General features: G+C 36.2%; 18 protein-coding genes and 1 pseudogene. 15 read left to right on the forward strand and 4 right to left on the reverse strand.

What is annotated here, in order from left to right; translation table 11 throughout:
- Nucleotides 1-34 precede the first annotated feature (34 nt).
- Nucleotides 35-1,234, forward strand: coding sequence for a serine hydrolase domain-containing protein (locus tag H1D32_RS17780; protein ID WP_261179605.1), 1,200 nt, complete (start codon nucleotides 35-37; stop codon nucleotides 1,232-1,234).
- 43 nt (nucleotides 1,235-1,277) lie between these two features.
- On the opposite strand, the gene H1D32_RS17785 is transcribed toward H1D32_RS17780, so the two are convergent.
- Nucleotides 1,278-2,870: a glutathione ABC transporter substrate-binding protein gene (locus tag H1D32_RS17785; protein ID WP_261179606.1), complete on the reverse strand. Its 1,593-nt coding sequence runs from the start codon at nucleotides 2,868-2,870 to the stop codon at nucleotides 1,278-1,280.
- 481 nt (nucleotides 2,871-3,351) lie between these two features.
- On the opposite strand from H1D32_RS17785, the gene nikC reads away from it, so the two are divergent.
- From nikC to H1D32_RS17805, 4 genes and pseudogenes are all read left to right on the forward strand, one after another.
- A complete protein-coding gene (nikC, locus tag H1D32_RS17790; RefSeq protein WP_261179607.1) occupies nucleotides 3,352-4,248 on the forward strand; it encodes a nickel transporter permease in 897 nt (298 codons plus the stop codon).
- Between the two features lie 18 nt (nucleotides 4,249-4,266).
- Nucleotides 4,267-5,191 (forward strand): annotated as a pseudogene (locus H1D32_RS17795) (ABC transporter permease).
- A gap of 15 nt (nucleotides 5,192-5,206) precedes the next feature.
- Complete coding sequence (locus H1D32_RS17800; RefSeq protein ID WP_261179608.1) at nucleotides 5,207-6,229, forward strand: ABC transporter ATP-binding protein; 1,023 nt, start codon at nucleotides 5,207-5,209, stop codon at nucleotides 6,227-6,229.
- Nucleotides 6,222-7,235, forward strand: a complete 1,014-nt coding sequence (locus H1D32_RS17805; protein ID WP_261179609.1) for an ABC transporter ATP-binding protein — start codon at nucleotides 6,222-6,224, stop codon at nucleotides 7,233-7,235. The genes H1D32_RS17800 and H1D32_RS17805 overlap by 8 nt, the downstream gene beginning before the upstream one ends.
- A gap of 118 nt (nucleotides 7,236-7,353) precedes the next feature.
- On the opposite strand, the gene H1D32_RS17810 is transcribed toward H1D32_RS17805, so the two are convergent.
- Entirely contained in the window at nucleotides 7,354-8,727 is a 1,374-nt protein-coding gene (locus H1D32_RS17810; protein WP_314733446.1) for a glycoside hydrolase family 18 protein, read from the reverse strand.
- A gap of 260 nt (nucleotides 8,728-8,987) precedes the next feature.
- Between H1D32_RS17810 and H1D32_RS17820 the strand changes: the two genes are divergently transcribed.
- The 4 genes from H1D32_RS17820 (at nucleotide 8,988) to H1D32_RS17835 (ending at nucleotide 11,313) form a co-directional block, all read left to right on the forward strand.
- Nucleotides 8,988-9,290, forward strand: coding sequence for a class I SAM-dependent methyltransferase (locus tag H1D32_RS17820; protein ID WP_261179610.1), 303 nt, complete (start codon nucleotides 8,988-8,990; stop codon nucleotides 9,288-9,290).
- A 98-nt stretch (nucleotides 9,291-9,388) separates the two neighbouring features.
- Nucleotides 9,389-9,739, forward strand: coding sequence for a hypothetical protein (locus H1D32_RS17825; protein WP_261179611.1), 351 nt, complete (start codon nucleotides 9,389-9,391; stop codon nucleotides 9,737-9,739).
- Nucleotides 9,740-10,045: 306 nt separating this feature from the next.
- Nucleotides 10,046-10,171 carry a hypothetical protein gene (locus H1D32_RS17830; protein ID WP_261179612.1) on the forward strand — a complete coding sequence of 42 codons (126 nt, stop codon included), beginning with the start codon at nucleotides 10,046-10,048 and terminating at the stop codon, nucleotides 10,169-10,171.
- Between the two features lie 65 nt (nucleotides 10,172-10,236).
- Nucleotides 10,237-11,313 (forward strand): ATP-binding protein, encoded by a 1,077-nt coding sequence (locus tag H1D32_RS17835; RefSeq protein WP_261179613.1) that lies wholly within the window; start codon nucleotides 10,237-10,239, stop codon nucleotides 11,311-11,313.
- Between the two features lie 198 nt (nucleotides 11,314-11,511).
- Here H1D32_RS17835 and H1D32_RS17840 read toward each other — a convergent pair whose 3' ends face one another.
- Complete coding sequence (locus tag H1D32_RS17840; RefSeq protein ID WP_261179614.1) at nucleotides 11,512-11,691, reverse strand: hypothetical protein; 180 nt, start codon at nucleotides 11,689-11,691, stop codon at nucleotides 11,512-11,514.
- 79 nt (nucleotides 11,692-11,770) lie between these two features.
- Entirely contained in the window at nucleotides 11,771-13,423 is a 1,653-nt protein-coding gene (locus H1D32_RS17845) for a M20/M25/M40 family metallo-hydrolase (protein WP_261179615.1), read from the reverse strand.
- Between the two features lie 367 nt (nucleotides 13,424-13,790).
- Between H1D32_RS17845 and H1D32_RS17850 the strand changes: the two genes are divergently transcribed.
- The 6 genes from H1D32_RS17850 (at nucleotide 13,791) to H1D32_RS17870 (ending at nucleotide 20,863) form a co-directional block, all read left to right on the forward strand.
- Nucleotides 13,791-15,797, forward strand: coding sequence for an ATP-binding protein (locus H1D32_RS17850; protein WP_261179616.1), 2,007 nt, complete (start codon nucleotides 13,791-13,793; stop codon nucleotides 15,795-15,797).
- Nucleotides 15,775-16,206 (forward strand): response regulator, encoded by a 432-nt coding sequence (locus H1D32_RS25095; protein ID WP_314733447.1) that lies wholly within the window; start codon nucleotides 15,775-15,777, stop codon nucleotides 16,204-16,206. The genes H1D32_RS17850 and H1D32_RS25095 overlap by 23 nt, the downstream gene beginning before the upstream one ends.
- 10 nt (nucleotides 16,207-16,216) lie before the next feature.
- Nucleotides 16,217-17,134: a sigma-54 interaction domain-containing protein gene (locus H1D32_RS17855; protein WP_314733448.1), complete on the forward strand. Its 918-nt coding sequence runs from the start codon at nucleotides 16,217-16,219 to the stop codon at nucleotides 17,132-17,134.
- Nucleotides 17,135-17,291: 157 nt separating this feature from the next.
- The gene (locus H1D32_RS17860; RefSeq protein WP_261179617.1) at nucleotides 17,292-18,311 is read left to right on the forward strand and encodes a TAXI family TRAP transporter solute-binding subunit; all 1,020 of its coding nucleotides are present in this window, start codon (nucleotides 17,292-17,294) and stop codon (nucleotides 18,309-18,311) included.
- A gap of 4 nt (nucleotides 18,312-18,315) precedes the next feature.
- Entirely contained in the window at nucleotides 18,316-18,879 is a 564-nt protein-coding gene (locus tag H1D32_RS17865; RefSeq protein WP_261179618.1) for a DUF1850 domain-containing protein, read from the forward strand.
- A gap of 4 nt (nucleotides 18,880-18,883) precedes the next feature.
- Entirely contained in the window at nucleotides 18,884-20,863 is a 1,980-nt protein-coding gene (locus tag H1D32_RS17870; RefSeq protein ID WP_261179619.1) for a TRAP transporter permease, read from the forward strand.
- Nucleotide 20,864: the final 1 nt, after the last annotated feature.

Consider the following 20,864-nt stretch of genomic DNA (forward strand, 5'->3'; position numbering starts at 1 on the left):
AGGTTTTTTTTGTGATATTGGGAGGAGAAGGAGTATGGCGACAAAGAAAACGGGTATAAAAATAGCAAGTATTCCAATCATAGTTTTAGTTCTAATTTTGACGTATTCATTTATTGCCTACTCACCGAATTACATGCTAAGAATTATCAATTATGGCGAATCAGATATAGAAGATTATAAGATCTTTCCTTCGAGACCAATTAACAAGGCAGATCAAGCTTACTATTATGAAAAACAAGAACTTACAGACTTGGAAACCTACGAGGTTAATTATACCTATAACAATGTTAATACTAGCGATCCACTAGAAGTACTCTTAGAAAAAACAGGTACTACCGCTTTTATAATTATTAGTAATGATAAGCTAGTATACGAAAATTATTTCAATGGTTATGAGAGAGACTCAATTAATACATCATTTTCTTCAGCAAAATCGTTCGTATCCCTTTTAGTCGGTATGGCAATTGACGATGGTTTTATCCAATCAGTTTATGAGCCGATAACAAATTACCTTACAGAACTTGCTGGTACTGAATTTGAAACAATTACGATAGAGGATTTGTTACGGATGCGTTCTCCTATTTCCTATAAAGAGGGTAACCTTTGGTTTGGGGATGACGCCAAAACGTATTATATGCCTGATATGAGAAATCTGGCCTTAAATAAACCCAACTTGACTAAAAATGGCAATAGAAGTTTTCATTATAATAATTATCATCCACTCTTATTAGGTCTTATTTTAGAACGTAGTACAGGAGAAGCAGTAGCAACCTATATGGAAAAAAGGCTATGGAGTAAAATTGGATCAGAGTTTGATGCTTCCTGGAGTTTAGATAGTGAAAGAAGTGGATTTGAAAAGATGGAAAGTGGAATTAATGCGAGAGCGATTGATTTCGCTAAAGTTGGTTCATTAATCTTACACGAAGGTCGTTGGCAGAATGAACAACTAGTTAGTCGTGAGTGGGTGAAACAATCAACAATTACTGAAACTCCGATTAGCTTTGAAGAATACGACAATTCATTTTTAGAGGGGCGAAACACAAGGTACGGCTATATGTGGTACAGTACTAGGAATAGTGAAGGCGATGATGACGTATTTGCTCTAGGGAAATATGGTCAGATCATTTATGTGTCTCCAATTAACAATACTGTCATTGTCAGATTTGGTAAAGAATACGGGAAGCTTGACTGGTGGCCCGATGTTTTTCAAACGATCATCACTAATATTAAATAGCGTTAAAAAAGGAGGTCCTTTAGAGGACCTCCTTTAATTCGTATTATTTAAAAGATACACCTTTGAAGTATGGAGTGCCACCAAAGTCTACGAATAATCCAGTAACTCCGTTTAAACCATATACGAAGTCAGGGTGTTGTAGGTAAACCATTGGAGCTTCTTCTACTAGAATTTCAGAAATTTCTTTGTATGCTTCGTTACGTTTTGGTTGATCAGCTTCACTACGAGCATAGTCTAGTAACTCATCTACACGATCGTTGCTATAGAATGAACGGTTACCAGGTGAACCATGTTGTGAAGAGTGGAATAAAGCATATAAACCGTAGTCAGCGTCACCAGTTACAGTAGTCCATCCTAAGATGAATAACTCATGCTCACCAGCAGCAGTTTGCTCTAGGAAAGCTCCCCACTCAACGATTTTGATTTCTACGTTGATTCCGATTTGACTTAATTGATGTTGAACTAACTCAGCGATATCCGCACGAGCTTTGTTTCCTTCGTTAACGAAGATTGTTGTGTTAAATCCATTTTCAAAACCAGCTTCTGCTAATAATGCTTTAGCAGCTTCAACATCATAATCAAGAGGAGTTAACCCTTGATAGTTACCATTAACTGTAGGAGCTAGAGGTCCAACTGCAGGAACACCTTGACCATCTAAGATACCATAAACGATATCGTCTTTGTTTACAGCCATAGCGATTGCTTGACGTACTTTCATATTATCATAAGGAGCTTTGTCCATGTTAAAACCTAAGTAATCCATACGAGTTCCGTGGATACGAACTGTATCAAGTTGAGACATTGCTTCAACACGGGCTACATCAGGAGCACCAACTAGAACAGCATGTGCTTCACCAGTTTCTAACATTGCAATACGAGTAGCATCTTCAGGAACAACTACAAAGCTAAGAGTGTCAACCTTTGCTTTTTCTCCCCAATAATCTTCGTTTCTTTCCATTTTAATTTCAGCACCACGATCCCAAGTAGTTAGCTTGAATGGACCAGTACCAATTGGATGTTCTGTAATAGTTTTACCACCGTTGTTCTCTTCTTCAATTGCACTAGCTTGAATGATTGAACCAGCGTTATGTGCTAAGTGAGCAGGAAGAGGAGCAAATGGAATATTTGTTTTAATTTGAACAGTGTGCTCATCTACAACTACTACTTCTTCAACCATGTTAAGAATGAATGCACGAGGAGAAGCAGCTTCTGGGTCGATTAAGCGTTCAATTGAAGCTTTAACGTCGTTAGCTGTGAAATCAGAACCATCATGGAATTTAACTCCCTGACGTAATTTGAATTCCCAAGTTAACTCATCAAGAGCTTCAAATTCTGTTGCTAATAGTCCATATACAGAACCATCTGCAGCATAATCAGTTAAGCGTTCGAAAATTTGTGATGTTGCGTTAGATGTTGCTGTGTCGTTCATACCGTGTGGATCAAGTGTAGGAGCATCTGCACCTGTTACGAAGACCAAATGTCCGCCTTCTTCACCTTCTGCAGGTGCTGGTGTTTCAGGTGAGCCAGGATCAGTTGGCTCAGGTGTAGGTGTTGCTTCGTTTTTACCGCCACATGCAGCTAATGCTAACATTAGTGCAAGGACAAGCATAAGAAATAAATTCTTCTTTAAGCTCATTGTATAAATACCCCCTATTTTTTTTATGTGTTTTACAACACTAGTTATTCGTGTTTGCCACGATTAATTTTTATATTAGTCTAAAAATTAAAAATTCACAAGTACCTTTTTCAAAAAAATTAATATTTTTGTAACTTTGTAATAATTCAGTAACAAATAATGACAATTTTAAACATGAAATTTCAAATAACATCCGCTTTATTTCATTAAAGAGCATGTCATATTTTGAAGATTACTAGTAATTACTAGAATTATATTTTGATAATATATATTTTTTTTTTACAACAAAAGATACTCTTCGAAAGACGGAATAAGCAAACTGACAAATCATCCCTGTAGCGCTTTAATGTAAAAAAACTTATAATGAAAACAATTAAATTATATAATTAAAACTATTGTAATAATTCTATATTCTAGCTATTATAGAATAGAATTGTTAGAAATATTACAAATGTTACAAAACAGCGAAAGGATGAAAGCTATGAATCAACCATCTATACAACCTACGACAGGCGTGCCTGTTAAAGTACACAATGCCAAAGCAGCACGTTGGTCAGCTTTATATAAAAAGCTAGCAAAAAATAAAGCTGCTATGGCAGGTGCATTTATTGTTTTAATATTTATCACGTTAGCAATATTAGCTCCTTATATTGCACCGCACGATCCGTTAGATATTCAAATGGCAAAAAAGTTACAAACTCCATCTGCTGAGCACTGGCTTGGAACTGATGATAAAGGTCGAGATATATTAAGCCGTATTCTAATTGGAGCAAGAATTTCATTAACTGTCGGGATCGTATCGACAATCATCGGAGCGTTTGTCGGAGTCATCCTTGGAATTGTTGCTGGTTATTATGGTAGATGGATTGATTCATTGATTATGAGAATTTGTGATGTTCTCCTTGCATTTCCAGGGATTTTATTAGCATTAGCAATTGTAAGTGTTCTGGGTGCAAGTACAATGAACGTTATTTTAGCAGTTGCCTTCTTTGCAATCCCATCATTTGCTAGGATTGTTCGTGGCTCAACATTAAGTGTAAAGAAATTAGAGTATATTGACGCTATTAGAGCAATGGGCTCGAGTGATCTTAGAATTATTTTTAAGCACATTCTTCCAAATATCGTCTCACCAATTATCGTACAGGCAACGCTATACATCGCATCTGCCATTATTACAGCTAGTGCCCTTTCATTCCTTGGAATGGGGACGCAGCCGCCAACACCTGAATGGGGAATGATGCTAAGCCAAGGGCGCTCATATATTGCTCAAGCACCGCATTTAACGCTATTCCCAGGTCTGGTTATATTACTAGTTGTTATTGGATTTAACTTATTTGGTGATGGTTTGCGTGATGCGCTAGATCCGAAATCGAAATAATAAAGGATGGTGAGCTAAATGTTAGAATATATTTTACGAAGGCTATTTCAAACAATCCCTGTAATGTTTGGGGTTACGTTAGCAGTATTTCTCATGATGCATCTATTACCAGGTGACCCTGCACAAATTATGGCAGGAGAATCTGCGGACCCTGTCCAGGTTGAAGCAATGCGTGAAAAACTAGGCTTAAATGATCCGCTCCACACTCAATATATACGTTACGTGACAAACGCTGTTCAAGGTGACTTAGGAAATTCTATTCGAACAAATCGTTCGGTTACGCAAGAGATTTTTGATAAACGTTTTTGGATTACTGTTGAATTAGCTTTAATAGGTACTGCTTTAGCTGTAATTATTGGGTTAATTGCAGGAATTATTTCTGCAACTAGAAAGTATTCTTTTGCTGACGTATCGATTATGATTGTTGCGTTATTTGGACTTTCGATGCCAAACTTTTGGTTAGGAATTATGTTAATCTACTTCTTCTCAGTAAATTTAGGCTGGGTTCCTGTAGCTGGTTGGGGAACATGGAAGCATATGATTTTACCTGCGATTACATTAGGAACTGGTGGAGCAGCAATTATTGCTCGTATGACTCGCTCGAGTATGTTAGAGGTCATTAATCAAGATTACATTCGAACTGCCTATGCTAAAGGTGTAAGCGACAAACTTGTTATCTATAAACATGCGCTTCGTAATGCACTTATCCCGGTAGTAACTGTTGTTGGTTTGCAGTTTGGTGGTCTATTAGGAGGAGCGGTAATTACGGAAACCGTTTTTGCTATTAATGGGTTAGGTCGTTTAATTATCGACTCAATTCGTGCGTACGACTTCCCAATGGTACTAAGGAACAATTCTCGTTTGTGCGGTTCTCTTTGTTTTTGTAAATTTCCTTGTAGATATTACCTACCGTTTAATTAACAAACGGATTGACTTGAATTAAGGGCGGTGAAAAACTATGACATTATCAAATGAAAAAATATTAGAAGTTAAAGATTTACGAACATCTTTCTTCACTGATGAAGGAGAGGTAAAAGCAGTTGATGGCGTAGATTTTTCAATAGAAAAAGGGAAAACGATTGGGATTGTAGGAGAATCTGGATCAGGTAAAAGTATTACGTCCCTTTCTATTCTCCGTCTTTTACAAGAACCTGCTGGAAAAATTGTTGGTGGAGAAATTATCTTTAAAGGTGAAGATTTAATAAAAAAGTCCAAAAAGCAAATGATGGATATCCGTGGAAACTCAATTTCAATGATTTTCCAAGAACCGATGACGTCGTTAAATCCAACATTAACTTGTGGAGAGCAAATTGCTGAGTCCGTTCGAATTCATCAAAAGTTAAATCGAAAAGATGCATGGAACAAAGCTGTCGACATGCTGAGCTTAGTAGGAATTCCTTCTCCGGATAAACGTGCAAAGCAATATCCGTTTGAACTCTCTGGCGGAATGCGTCAGCGTGTTATGATTGCGATTGCCTTAGCGTGTAATCCCGAGCTATTGATTGCCGATGAGCCTACAACCGCTTTAGATGTAACAATTCAAGCGCAAATTCTTGATCTTATCAAAAAGCTCCAAGATGAGCTTGGAACTTCATTAATGATGATTACTCACGATCTTGGAGTAGTTGCCGAAATGTGTGATAAAGTTGCTGTAATGTATTGCGGGAAAGTTGTTGAATATGCAGATAAAAAGACGCTTTTTACAAGTCCAAAACACCCGTATACTGTTGGGCTGTTAAATTCTGTTCCAAGACATGATCAAGACTACGAAGGTGACTTAGCTGTCATAAATGGATCTGTACCTAGTCCATTTAATTTACCTAAAGGCTGTCGGTTTGCTCCACGTTGTGAGCACGCTAGAGATATCTGTCTATCCGAATTGCCAGAGTTAGAAACTGCTGCTGATGGTGACCAAGTTCGTTGTTGGATCTATACAGATAAGTGGGATACAAGCAAGGAGGTTGCAGCTGACCATGAGTAAAAAAGTCTTGTTAGAAGTTAAAAATTTAAAACAATACTTCCCAATTAAAGGTGGTATTTTCGGTAGAACTGTAAATCATGTTAAAGCAGTGGATGACGTGAGCTTTGAAGTTTATGAGGGTGAAACTGTAAGTATCGTTGGAGAATCTGGTTGCGGAAAATCTACGACAGGTAGAGCGATTCTCCGCCTTGATGAGCCTACTTCTGGAGAAATAAATTTCCAAGGTGAGGACTTACTCGCTTTAAATAAAGCTCAAATGAGAAGAAAACGTAAAGATTTACAAATTATCTTTCAAGACCCTTATGCTTCCCTAAATCCAAGACAAACGGTTAGTCAGATTCTAGAGGAAGCGCTAGAGATACAAAAGGTTGTTCCACCGAAAGAAAGACGACAAAAAATTGTAAACTTACTAGAGACCGTTGGAATTGGTTCACACCAGATTGACCGTCATCCTCATGAGTTTAGTGGTGGACAAAGACAACGTGTTGGGATTGCACGTGCTCTATCAGTTGACCCTAAATTAATCATTTGTGATGAGGCAGTATCTGCTTTGGATGTATCGATTCAGGCGCAGGTATTAAATCTATTGAAGGATCTCCAACGTAAATTCGCATTAACCTATTTATTTATATCCCATGACCTTGGGGTTGTCCGTCATATCTCTGATCGGATTATCGTTATGTATCTAGGGAAAATTGTTGAAGTTGCAGATAAACAGTCGCTGTTTGAAAATCCCCAGCACCCCTATACAAAAGCGTTATTATCAGCGATCCCAAGTACGAATATCTTTGAGAAAAAAGAGCGAATTATCCTAAAAGGTGATGTACCATCACCAATTAATCCGCCATCTGGCTGTCGTTTCCATACACGTTGTCCATTTGCTTTTGATCGATGTTCAACAGAAGAGCCACAGCTACATTCGCTACCTGGAAAGGTTCATCAAGCAGCTTGCCATTTAATTGAAGATGGCCCAGTTGATTTTTCTCAAATTCCATCGAACTACTAATTCTTACAACCACTTTCATCTTATAAAATGAAAGTGGTTTTTTTGATCGTGAGAGGTTTATAATGGGGGACATTACGCAAAAAAAACCATAATGCCACTAGGCATTATGGTTTTATCGTTATTTTAAATGGTTAGTAATTGTATTCCAGAAACTGTCTGTTTCAAGTCCCATCCGCCACATCGATACGCCGCCAAGATTATATTTAGAAACAAGGTTCATCTTTGCTTGAATACTTTGTTCATTTTCGAACCAAACGATTCGTTCTAAGCCTTGGTTATCTTTATAAGTGAAAAAAGGTGTTTGTGTTTTTTCATCGAAGCGAACAGTTGCTTTTGTTTCGGCGATAATTGTATCAATTTGTTTAAGAGAAAGTGCACGAATTCCTTTGCCAGTTGCGGTATACCACTCATATCCATAAGCTGGTAGACCAATTAATAGCTTTTCAGAAGGGACAAGAGTTGTCGCATATTTTAAGACATTTTCTACCCAGTCCACACCTGAAGTTGCTCCAGGGGTTGACCAGGTTCCAGAGTTATCGTAGCTCATCAATTGTAACTTTGCATATTGACCCAAGAAGGCATAGTCAAAGGTGCCACTCCAGGCCCATGTTGGATTATCAGCTGTTTTGGCAGAAACAGAAACGATTAAATCATATCCTTTTGGAGTGAAGAATTCTGAGACTTCCTTAATAAATTGGTTGAATAGCTGACGATCCGTCGCATACATATTTTCAAAATCGATATTGACGCCAGTGAAACTCTCATTTTTAACTAGAGTGTAGATGTTTTGGACTGCAGTCTGTCTTAATTCACTACTTGAAAGCAGAGTATGAGTTAGCTCAGGTTGGAAATGATTTTGAATAGTAGCGTATGTTTTGACTCCTTTTTCATGAGCGAGTTTTAATGCTTCAGGTGCAGCAATTGTTTCAATGCTCCCGTTAGCATTGATCTGATAGGTTGTAATCGCAACGGAATTAATGTGTGAATGATAGTTTTCTAGAGAGCGGTAGGCAGTTAAATCATTGTCCCAATACTTTGTGTAATAGCCTAGTACTAAAAAGATACTTTCATTTGTTGGCTCTTCTTTGATGTTTTTTGCTGGTACCAAAAGAACTTGTCCGACATAAATCATGTCGCTAGTTAAGTTATTCAAAGCTTTGATTTCTTCCACAGTAGTCTCGTATTTTAGCGAAATAATCCAAAGCGTGTCCCCAGATTGAACAGTGTAATTTACTAACTCCTTACTAGGAATTGGTTCAACAAACTCTTCTTCAACTGGTGAAGGTTCTTCAATAATTTCAGATACAGGTTCAAGCGTAGGCTCTGTTGTACGGTTATGCTTACTATTCGAGCTACCCTTACCCGTCCCATCTACAACTGTTGTATCATCACTTGTTTTTTTTGCCGGTCCTTTTGCCTCAGAATGTATGGAAGAAAATGGAGTGAGGAAAAGCATTACGATGAGGAAGGCTGCAAATATCTTCTGTGTCATTCTAAATCCTCCTAAATAGTTTATAATAAATTCATTTAACTACTACAAGAGTAACCTATTACTCTATTTATTTTAATAGGTAATATATTGAAGATATTTACTAGAAGCAATTAGGTATCATAGAGTTGAAACATATATTATTTATAAGCTATAAAAAAATCGTTCCTATTTTGGACAATTTAGTGAATTGGAAAAGGATTACCAAATGTTTAAGGCGAATATTCATCCTTAGTAGGATAATTAGCAAGGGGGCAACAATAATGAAATACTATGGAAGTTTATGTACGCAAATTTACGACTTAGATAAGCCGGAACCAGCGCAAAATGAGTTGAAATTCTATTTGAAATATCTAAAGAACAAGGAAATGCAAATATTGGAGCCAATGTGTGGTTCTGGTAGATTTTTAATCCCAATTTTAGAAAGAGGCTATCAAATTGATGGATTTGATGTTTCAGAGGATATGCTACTAGCTTGCGAGCAAAAAGCTAGAGAGAAAAATTTAAATTGCAACTTAAAGGTTGTTAAAGCGGAGGATTTACATCAGAAAAGCAATACGATTTGATCATGATCCCGGCGGGTTCACTCGGAGTCATTACTGAACAAGAGAAACTGATGAAGAGCTTGCTAAATTTTCATACCTGTTTAAAACAAGAGGGTAAATTGCTTTTTGAAATTCTTACCCCAGCTTTTTTTATGAAACCTAGCGTTGACTGGATTGAATCGAACCGAAAAGTAAGAGAAGATGGCAAAGAAATCGTTCAATACTCAAAGTCTACCTATGATGAGGAGAATCGTATTCTTAGTTGGCCATTAAAATATGACTTAGTCGATGGGGAGAAAGTGATTGAAACTGAGGAAATGGAGTTATTAATAAAGCTATATTATATTGAAGAGTTAAAAGAACTATTAGCAGAAGTCGGATTTAAAACGGCGAAAGTTTTCAAAGATTATACCGATGAAGCGGCAACAGAGACTGATCAAGTAGTTGTCTTTGAAGTGAGTAAAGTGTAGGAACGTTTTACTAGGGAGGAAGTTTAAATCTTTTAATTAGTGTTTTCGTAAACTTTGTTGCTTTTAGGTCGTCTTTTGAGAATAAATAAGCAATTGGGACAAATTTATTTGTCCCAATTGCTTATTTATTCTCAAAAGCTTCACCCAATGCGTGAAGAACCAAGCATTCGCTTGGTTACGACCTAAAAGCAAATACAAACAATCTTTTAGAAAAGAGCGTTTAAATAAAAATATTACCAACATCTAATTATTAGTAAGTGTGATAAAATATAGTTTGCATTGGATTAGCTAGTAAAGGGGCACTAAATGTTGAAAAAAAATAAGAAGATTTTCCTCCTCTATATTATTCTTGGAGTTTCTTGGGTTTTCTTAACCGACTTTTTAGTAGGTTTATATATTCCACTAGAGTGGATTTTGGTCGTTCAAAAGTAAAAGGAATATTTTACGTACTTATAACGGGAACAATCATTTATTTTGTCTTAAATAAAATAGAAGAATTGAATTCCTCGAAAGAGCAAGAGGAAAAGCTCACGACATTAATTAATTCTATGGTAGATTTCGTAAACTTTAAAGATGGTGAAGGTCGTTGGATTAAGGCAAATGATTTTGGACTTAAACTATTTCAATTAGAAAATGTTGATTACCATGGAAAAAAGGATTCAGAGCTTGCAAGGTATACAGATTTTTATCGCGAAGCACTCCTCCATTGTGAAAGTTCGGATGAACAAACTTGGCAAAACGGTAAAATAACTAGATGTGAAGAAGAAATCCCAATTCCAGATGGCTCAACAAAATATTTTGATACGATTAAAGTTCCGTTGTTTAATGAAGACGGAACGAGGAAGGCATTAGTTGTTATTGGGCGCGATATAACAGATAAGAAGATAGCAGAGGAACAAGTAAGACGAAGTGAAAAGCTTTCAATCGTTGGAGAGTTAGCTGCTAGTGTTGGGCATGAAATTCGTAATCCCTTAACATCAATAAAAGGCTTTTTACAGCTGCTAAAGGAACAGAACAAAGAAAATAACACTTATTACGACATTATGTGTAAAGAGTTAAACAGAATAGATCATATTGTCGGCGAGTTACTATTATTAGCCAAGCCACAAAAAGTCTTTTTCTCAAAAAATGATCTAAATATAATTGTATCGGATATTGTATCCTTACTGGAGCCACAAGCAAATATGAATAATATTCGTATTCGTTTTGAACAAAAAGAAAACGTAATGATTGAATGTGAGGAAAACTTACTTAAACAACTATTTATAAACCTAATAAAAAACGCGATTGAGGCTTCTAATGAAAAAGGCAATGTTTGGGTGAATATTAATAAAAACAGTAATGAGGACGTTTTTGTTACAGTTGAAGATGAAGGCTTAGGGATATCTGAAGAAATTTTGACAAAACTCGGGGAACCTTTTTATTCGTCTAAAGAAAAAGGAACAGGTCTAGGACTGACAGTTAGTAGTAAAATTGTAGAACAGCACGGAGGAACGATTTCGTTTTATAGTAAAGAAGGAATTGGAACAAAAGTGGAAGTGCATTTACCTATCAATAGTAAAAAAAGGCGCTGATCGGATTCAGCGCTTTTTTTAAAAGATAAGAATGTATAAAATTTCAACGTAATAACTGTCTAGCTCCACCGCCCAGCCCCTCGAGGTCAAATAACCTTCGAGAATAAAAGTGAAAGAACACACTTTTTTTCTCGAAGAACATTTGCTAGTCGGGGCTTAACAGGGCGCTTGCGCTTTTCTTGGCGGAAAGATTATTTTTTACTTTGTTTCGTCGGGTTCCTGACCGATATAAAACTCAGGATCATCATGTAAATTATTTTTATTTTCATTTGTGACTTTACGACTTCTTACCTCGACTTCAGCACTTACTTCAGAATTGCCAAGAGCAGCAGCATCACTATTCGAATGTTGTTTTGAGTTCTTATTGTTTTTAGCCACAACCTCACCTCCAGACAATGTTAATTTATCCTTTTTAGTGGTAATTATCCAAGGCGAGGGAGGTTCTTTATTCGCTAGCCTATGATTGTAGTAACTTTCTAATAACTTCATTTGTTAAATTGGGGACAATTTCAAAGGAATATGAAAGCTCGACTCGCTCATATTGTTTATGAGCATCAAACCCATATGGGCCAATATTTATTACTGGGACATTAATTTCTCGAATATCCTGATAGTTTACAAATAGTTTTGAGCCCCAGCATGGTGTATTACTAGAAACCGCGTTAATTCCCTCTTCATCGTCACTCAAGGCCACAAAACTCATATCAGAAATGTAGGGGAAGAAATTTCGCGTTACAATTGGATGTGAATAATTAGGTTGAAATTTGTTTACTGCATTATCAAGGGCAGCAATTAGGTTTTTCTCTAACTCATCTTTTCCTGTCACTTCAATTCGAGGTGAATATAAAGAAGAATAAAAAACGATGATAGCTGGACTTCTGTCGTTCATCCATTTCCATGCTTCTTCAACGACCTTGGCAGAGAACATTCTTGTATCAAGGTCCGTGTCTAATAACAGTTTTTGTTTAAAGTCATCCATATGGGTAGCATATGGATCTCCGTGTTCCGCCATTAATAATTGATCCATTTCCTCATATGTGAGAACTCGCGGCTGCCATGGTACATCAATAAAAGGTTGATTGCTCATCTGGCTGAATAATTGATATCTATTTTTAAACGTTTCAAGTGCATTTGTAAAGGCGATCTCCGCTTGCACTTTTAACTTCTCTAAGACATCCTTTGGTGACCAGGAGTGGATAAAAAAGTTGAAATATACATAAGCCGCAAGCGCTGTTTGTACAGTGTAAGAAGGCTTTAAATCCATTTGTTTTAAGGATACTGGTGGAACGGTTGTTTCTCCAAATGCCTCATTACAAAGTTCAGGATTATAGTTAATTTGTTTAGTTAGTTCTGCTGCAATAAAATTTGGATCTAACCCTTCAAAGCATGAACCAACATGAGTCTCAGCACCTGTGATAAAAAAGGATGGTAATAGTTTTCCTACAGTACCTTTATAGATATAACGATTAGGATCTCCTTCATACCGTGGTGAAACAAAATCTGAATTAATTGCCCCTACATATTCAAATTGGTGTTCTTCCTTTAGGCTTTTTAATAAAGGGAGCGAGGAAAGGATTCCATGTGAACTATCTTCTTCGTCACATTCAACCACAACTACAAGGTTTCCTTCTAACTCTTCTGGATGTTCAGAGTAGTATTTTAAGAGGTATAGATGGCTAGCAACACCACTCTTCATGTCAAGAACACCTCTACCAAACATATACTCTTTGGAATGTAAATGCTGTTCAACAAGTGTTGGAATAGGCTCTTTTTTTAATGCGTCATAAAGTTCATCAGGGTAGCAAGCTTTGTCCTTCAGGTGATTAAAATCATCAATTCCAACAGTATCTAGATGTCCCATCAAGATCACAGTTTTATTAGTTTTCTTTTTAGTTCCTTTAACAAAAGCAATGACATTATATCGTTCGCGATCGTCATTTATTGTTTGTTGCTTGATACAATAGTCCGGGTTATCGCGAAAATAGGAGTATGAAGAAATTAACGTGTGAATTGCTTGGCTAATTTCTTTTTCCCCGTCTGTATTTACTATGCTCTCAATATTGACAAGTTGATTAGTTAAAAAATAAATATCTTCACGACAATTAAGCATAACTATACCCCTTTACTTATAAATGTAAGTCTACTGATCTATTATATACGATAATGAAAGGTTGATATACTTTTAAAAGGCTTTTCTTTTATCCTACTCTTCTCTAATTATGTTAAAATTTAAGTAATTCTGTTTATTTAATTTAACGCTCTTTTCTAAAAGATGTTGCTAATAGCTTTTAGGTCGTAACCAAGCGAATGCTTGGTTCTTCACGCTTAGCGTGAAGCTTTTGAGAATAAATAAGCCGTTGGGACAAATAAATTTGTCCCAAAAAGCTTATTTATTCTCAAAAGACGACCTAAAAGCAACAAAGTTTACGAAAACTTTAAACAGCCTAATATAATGTAGAAAAGGAGGAATCTGCCTTTTGGACACACGGATCGTTTTGTTTGTTTTTTTCTTAAGTTCAATGTTTTTTTTCGAAAAAAATATTCTTGTATCTGCTGAACAAAATCAATTACGAGTAGCATTTGATCCCTATTTGTCACCCATACAATTTGAAGAAAACGGTGTCTATAGAGGATTTTCAATAGATGTTATGAATTTAATTGCTGAACTAGAAGGCTTTCAAATCGATTATCAGCCTCTTACCAAAGAAAATGCAATAAAGGCATTGCAAAATGGAGAAATAGATGTCATTTTGAGTATTCATTTTTTAGAGCAAAATGCTCTTTTTATGGAATTTTCTAATTCACTTTTAACTTCATCACTGGGCTTACTTGTTAGCGAGGGGAACTACAGTATTGAAGGTATTAATGACTTATCTAATAAGGTAACAGCTTTGCAACGAGGAACTGTTGAGTATGAATTTATGCGGAACATAAGAAGAATCAAATACAATACAACTAGTAACCAATTTGATGCGTTAAAGCTATTAGCAAATGGACGAGCTGTAGCATTTATTGGAGATCATCTAGTGGCAGAGCACTATCTTAAGCGATTGGGCTTGGAAGAGGAGTTTAAATTTGTCGCTAGTAACTTATTGCCCATTGAATATACAATTGCTGTCCAAAAAGGAAATTATCAATTGTTAAATCAAATTAATCGAAGTCTTCGTACCATTAAGAGTGAAGGATCCTACAGTGAGATTTACCATGAATGGTTTGCCCAAAATGATCAACAAGCGTCAGAAAGACTTTTGTTTATCACCCAGCTTTTTGGAGGTCTACTTGGAGTTTCACTTTTACTTTTTCTTCTTGGAATTCGTTGGAATCGTCAATTGCAAAATATGATTGATAAGAAGACCAAGGACCTATCTGAGTTAAATACAACGCTAAAGCGGCAAAATGAGCAAACGAAAAATAATTATTTGTTTCAAAAACAAATACTTAATAGTAGTCCAAGAGGGATTGTCACGTGTGATAAAGAAAAGAAAGTAACGACTCTCAATCCTAAAGCTATGGAAATAGCAGGTGTTTCTGGTAAAGAGATTGGGAAACATTATGAAGAAATTAAACTTTTAAAGGATTTATTAAGCGATAGGATTGAGAGTGTTCTACAAAAAGGCGAGAAATATTTAGTCGAAGAAACATTTTGGTATCTAGAGGACCGAGAGTATTTTCTTCGTTATTATATCTATCCCCAGTATGATTACGAGCAAAAGATTACTGGCTTAATACTAACATTTGAAGATGGGACCGAAGATCGTAAGTTAAAGCAACAAATTTTCGAGCAGGAAAAAAACCAAGCGTTAAGTAGGGTTGTTGCTGGAATTGCTCATGAGATTCGCAATCCTTTAACTTCAATTAAAACATTTGTAGAATTAATTCCTAAAAAAATTGAAAATAAACGATTTCAAGACGAAATTTCTACTTATCTGCCAGTAGAGATTAATCGAATTAATCAATTAATTGAAGGCTTGATAGATTATGCAAGACCGAGGAGTTTTAATAAAGAAATTGTAGACGCGGCTCAAGTTGTAAATGAATGTGTCATATTGTTTGATCGAACAGTTGAAAATAAGGGCTTTACATTAAGTAGCTTAGTTCAGGATGATTTATTCATAGAGGCGGATCGAAATCAGTTAAAACAAATTGTTATTAATTTAATTATAAATAGTATTGATGCAATGACAAGTAAGGAACAAGGTAATCTTGTGATAGAAATAAAAGCATTTACCCGTGAAAATGATGTGATAATTGAAATTATTGACCAAGGAATAGGGATGAATAATGAAGAAATTGAAAGGATTTTCGAACCGTTTTATACAACAAAACCAAAAGGAACGGGATTAGGTTTAGCCATCGCACAGCAGTATATGAAAGAAAACAATGGGAGCTTATTAATAAAAAGTGAAAAAGGATTTGGAACGACAATGACCTTAAAGTTTTCAAAGAAAGGAGAAACAACTCATGGAGAAAATCTTAATTATTGATGATGAGGCGGCAATTTGTTCTTCGCTTACCTTTGCATTAGAGGACGACTTTAATGTAACTGCTACGACAGATCCATATCAAGGCATAAAGTATGTTGAAGAAGAGCATTTTCAGCTATGTCTATTAGACTTGAAAATAGGTAATGTGAATGGGATTGAAATCATTCAAAAGCTAAAAGTAATCCAACCGGACATCGCCATTATTATGATTACAGCTTTCGGAACAATTTCTACGTCAGTGGAAGCTTTACAGAAAGGGGCTTTTTCTTATGTGACAAAGCCGATTAATATGGATGAGCTTCGATCTACGATTAAAAATGCACTTCAGTTTCGGCAATTAAACCATCAAGTTGAATACTTAAGTAAAGAGCTTGAAAAAAAAATACCGGTATCAAGAAATGATTGGTAAAAGTGAGCAAATGAAACATGTATTTCAACTCATTGATAAGGTAAAGGATGTCGATACCAATGTATTAATTGGTGGAGAAAGTGGAACTGGTAAGGAACTTGTTGCAAGAGCTATCCATTTCTCTGGAAAACGAAAAAAAGAACATATTGAAATCGTAAATTGTGCGGCGATTCCCGACCAACTCTTAGAAAGTGAATTATTTGGTTACGAAAAAGGAGCATTTACAGGTGCTGTTTCAAATAAAGAAGGGAAATTTCAACTGGCCCAAAACGGGACAATTTTTTTAGATGAGATCGGTGACATGCCGGTGGCGTTACAAGTGAAATTATTAAGAGTTCTTCAACTTAAGGAAGTAACACCACTCGGATCCAATAAAACAATCAAGCTAAACGTTCGTGTAATTGCTGCTACTAATAAAGATTTAATTCAAGCAATCAAAGACGGTGAGTTTCGAGAAGATTTATATTTTCGCTTAAATGTCATCGAAATTAATATTCCACCGCTCAGAGAAAGAAAAGACGACCTACATGTTCTGATCTATCAATTTATTAAACAATTAAATCAGGAATTAGGTAAAGATATAAAAGGAATTACGCCAGAAGCTGAAAAAAGTTTGCTGTCATATGATTACCCTGGTAATATTCGTGAACTTTCAAATATTATTGAGTGTGCAATGGTGATTTCTGACGGTCCTTACATAGGAATTACTGACTTACCACCACAACTTAGGGAGACAACTCGGACACAGTTAATTAGTGATAGTGGAGATATTACAAGTTTTGTTGGTATGACATTAAAGGAGTTAGAAAAACGATTCATATTAGAAACTCTTAAGGCCAACGGCAATCATCGTAAAAAAACAGCCCTAATGTTAGGAATTAGTGAGCGAGGTTTAAGAGAGAAATTAAAACAGTTCAGTAGTCGTTAAAAACGGCAAAAAAATCCCTAGCGGCAAATTTTGCCGTTTTATTTTCGAGATAATTATCTTTATTTTCAGAAATAGTGGATTTTGTAGACTATTGAAAAATTGGCATGCTTCTTGCAAATTACTAGTGTAAGACAAAATACATTAGGGGGATTTAAACATGAAAAAAATACTTATTATTTTTGCTAGTTTATTACTTATGCTTTTAGCTGCATGTAGTGATTCTAGCAAAGAAACGCAATCACCAAGTGAGACGGAAAGTAACACAGACAGTGGAGCAGAAGAAGCTGAAGGCTTTGATGATTTATTCGTTACAGTTGCAACAGGAGGTACATCAGGAGTTTATTACCCAATTGGTGGTGCTATCTCTAACCTTTTAGAAGGAACATTAAAGATTGATACATCTGTTCAGGCTACAGGTGCTTCTGTTGAAAATATTAATCTATTAGCTACTAACCGTGCAGAGTTAGCAATTACAATGGCTGATGCAGTTTTACAAGCTTATGAGGGAAGTGGCGCTTTTGAAGGTGAAGCTCCGAAAGAAGAGTTAAGAGGTCTAACAGCCCTTTATCCAAACTTTGTGCAAATTGTTACAACTGCTAATTCTGGAATAAATACAGTTGAAGATTTAAGAGGTAAAAGAGTAGGAGTCGGTGCTCCGAATTCAGGTGTAGAATTAAATGCAAGATTAATCTTTGAAGCTTACGGAATGTCCTACGATGACATAAATGAAGATTACCTTTCATACAGTGAAGCGGTTGACCAAATTAAAAATGGCATGATTGACGCAGCTTTTGTTACTAGTGGGGTTCCAAATGCAACAGTTATTGATTTATCTACGACACACCCAGCAAAGATCGTCCCGATTGATGGTGCAGCAATGGATTATTTAGAAGAAAACTATCCGTTCTTCTCGGCAAATATTATTCCAGCTGGGACGTATGACAATGACGAAGATATTCCAACTGCATCAATTACGAATGTTTTATTAGTAAATAACAGTTTGTCTGAAGATGTTGTGTATGCGATTACAAAGACAATCTTTGAAAATCTCGATGTGATTCATGCATCACATAATGCCGCCACAAACATTTCTTTAGACGCTGTCTCAATAGGGATGCCGGTACCATTCCATCCTGGAGCAGAAAAGTACTTTAAAGAAGTAGGCGCTCTTAAATAATCGTTTGAAAGAAAGGGAAGAGGCTGACTTTAAGGCTACCAAACAGGTTGCCTCAATGGTCAGCCCCTACACTATTATGAGCAAAAAATTAAGCGTATTGGCAATTGGTGGACTAGTTTTATTATTGGTAGGATTGGTAGTTACCTGGTTAGCTTTTGGAGAGTATCACAAAGCTCGCCTTGAATTAGTTATCGAAGAGCAAAGAAGTGATACTGTTTATGGTAGGTTTAGTATAAACATTCACGATCAAATTGAGGTTCACTGGATTCACTCTGTTGAGCTAACTCCATGGATCGAAGTATATCAAGTACTAGATGATTTTGGGTTACAGCTCATAGAAACTAGATTTAAGTCATATGGTGCTGGTGTTCCACATCAGCTCGAGGGTACAGTTAGTAATCAAGACGGTTATACAGTAATAACAGACTTAAGCCAAAAGATAAGTCAGTTTCGATGGATCCACTCGCATAACGCAGAGTTTACACTGTTCATAAATGGAAGAAGAATCATGTCTCCAGAAGATCTTCCACACTTTACTCAAATGCAATTTTATATTGAAAAGAGGTGAAGGCATGGCTGAAAAAGTTAAGTTTGAGGAACCACAATTAAATAGTGAGCAAAGAAAAATTCTAGAAAAATATGATAATGAATCAAGGTTTCGTGTCTTTGAAAAAAAGTCAATCGCACTTATTGTAATGTTAATTGCAGTTGGTTTATCTTTATATCATCTATATACATCGTATTTTGGCATGCCAGTTACATTAAAACATCGCTCGCTACATGTGGCTGTCGTTTTAATATTGATTTATCTCCTTTATCCACCTTTTAAAAAGTCAAACCGAAATAAGTTACCATTATATGACGTCATTCTTGCACTTATGGCATTATCGACAACGGTTTATGTTTTTGTTGAATATTTAGGGATTATTCAAAGAGGTGGTCTTCCAAACCAGTTGGATCTTGTTTTTGGCGGAATTCTAGTAGTCCTCGTCTTAGAGGCAGCAAGGCGGGTTACAGGTTGGGGGTTACCAACTCTGGCTGTTCTCTTTCTAATATATGGTTTATATGGTAGAGAGATGAGTGGGATTTTTAAGCATCGCGGCTACGAATGGAGCGATATTGTCAACTTTCTCTACGTAACAACTGAAGGAATCTATGGAACTGCTATAGGTGTCTCGGCAACCTATATATTTTTATTTATTTTGTTTGGAGCGTTTCTCTCAAAGTCTGGTATGGGTCAATTTTTTAATGATTTAGCAATGGCCATTGCCGGGCAATCAAAGGGAGGTCCTGCAAAAGTAGCTGTAATTGCTAGTGGCTTTTTAGGGAGTATTAATGGTGCTGCTGTTGCCAATGTAGTAACTACTGGTGCCTTTACTATTCCGCTAATGAAGAAGATTGGCTATAAAAAAGATTTTGCGGGAGCTGTAGAAGCATCTGCTTCTGTAGGAGGACAAATACTACCACCAATCATGGGTGCCGCAGCATTTATTATGGCTGAAATGTTAGGGATCCCTTATCGGCAAATTGCGTTAGCCGCTCTTTTACCTGCATTACTATTTTATTTAGGGATTATTACTCAAATTCATTTACGTGCGTCTAAAGAAGGTTTAGAAGGGATTTCACGTAAGAACCTACCAAAGGTAAAAGAGGTATTAAAAGAAAGAGGTCATTTATTAATACCATTAATTTTCTTGATGTATATGCTATTTTTCAGTGGAAAAACGATTATCTTTTCAGCGTTTTTAACTATTATTGTCACGGTTGTTGTAAGTATGTTCCGAAAAACAACAAGAATGTCCTTCCGCGACATAGTTGAAGCTCTTGAGACGGGGGCCCGTACTTCTGTTGGGGTAGCTATCGCCTGTGCAGCTGTAGGAATTATCGTTGGGATTGCCACCTTAACAGGTTTCGGTCTTAAGCTTGCTAATGGTATTGTCACTTTAGGTGGTGACAGTCTTTTGTTAACACTCATGTTTACGATGGTCGCTTGTATTGTACTAGGAATGGGACTACCAAGTATACCTACCTATATTATTACAGCTACAATGGCGGCTCCTGCATTGGTGCAGTTAGGAATTGAGCCACTTGTTGCCCATTTATTTGTATTTTATTTTGGAATTTTCGCTAACATTACACCACCGGTAGCCTTAGCTTCCTTTGCAGCAGCTGGTATATCAGGTGGGAACGAGATGAGGACCGGGTTTGTTTCTATGAAGCTAGCCATTGCAGGCTTTATAGTTCCATATATGTTTGTTTTCAATAAGTCTTTATTACTCATTGATACAACAATAATGGGTGGAATTCTAGTAATTATTACATCAGTAACTGGAGTAATGATGTTAGGGACCGCAGCAGAAGGATACTTTTTAACAAGAATGAATTGGTTATTTAGAATTGTTTTATTTGCTGGTGCCATGTTATTTATGAATCCAAACTTTATCCAAGATATAATTGGGTTTACAATTATTGCGGTCATCATCTTTCTCCAGTGGCAAAAAGCTAAAAAAGAAAAACTTGCAAATGGGAATGATAATACACAAGTATCTTAGC

It is taken from the genome of Anaerobacillus sp. CMMVII (assembly GCF_025377685.1).
In the GTDB taxonomy this organism is placed as follows: Bacteria; Bacillota; Bacilli; order Bacillales; family Anaerobacillaceae; genus Anaerobacillus.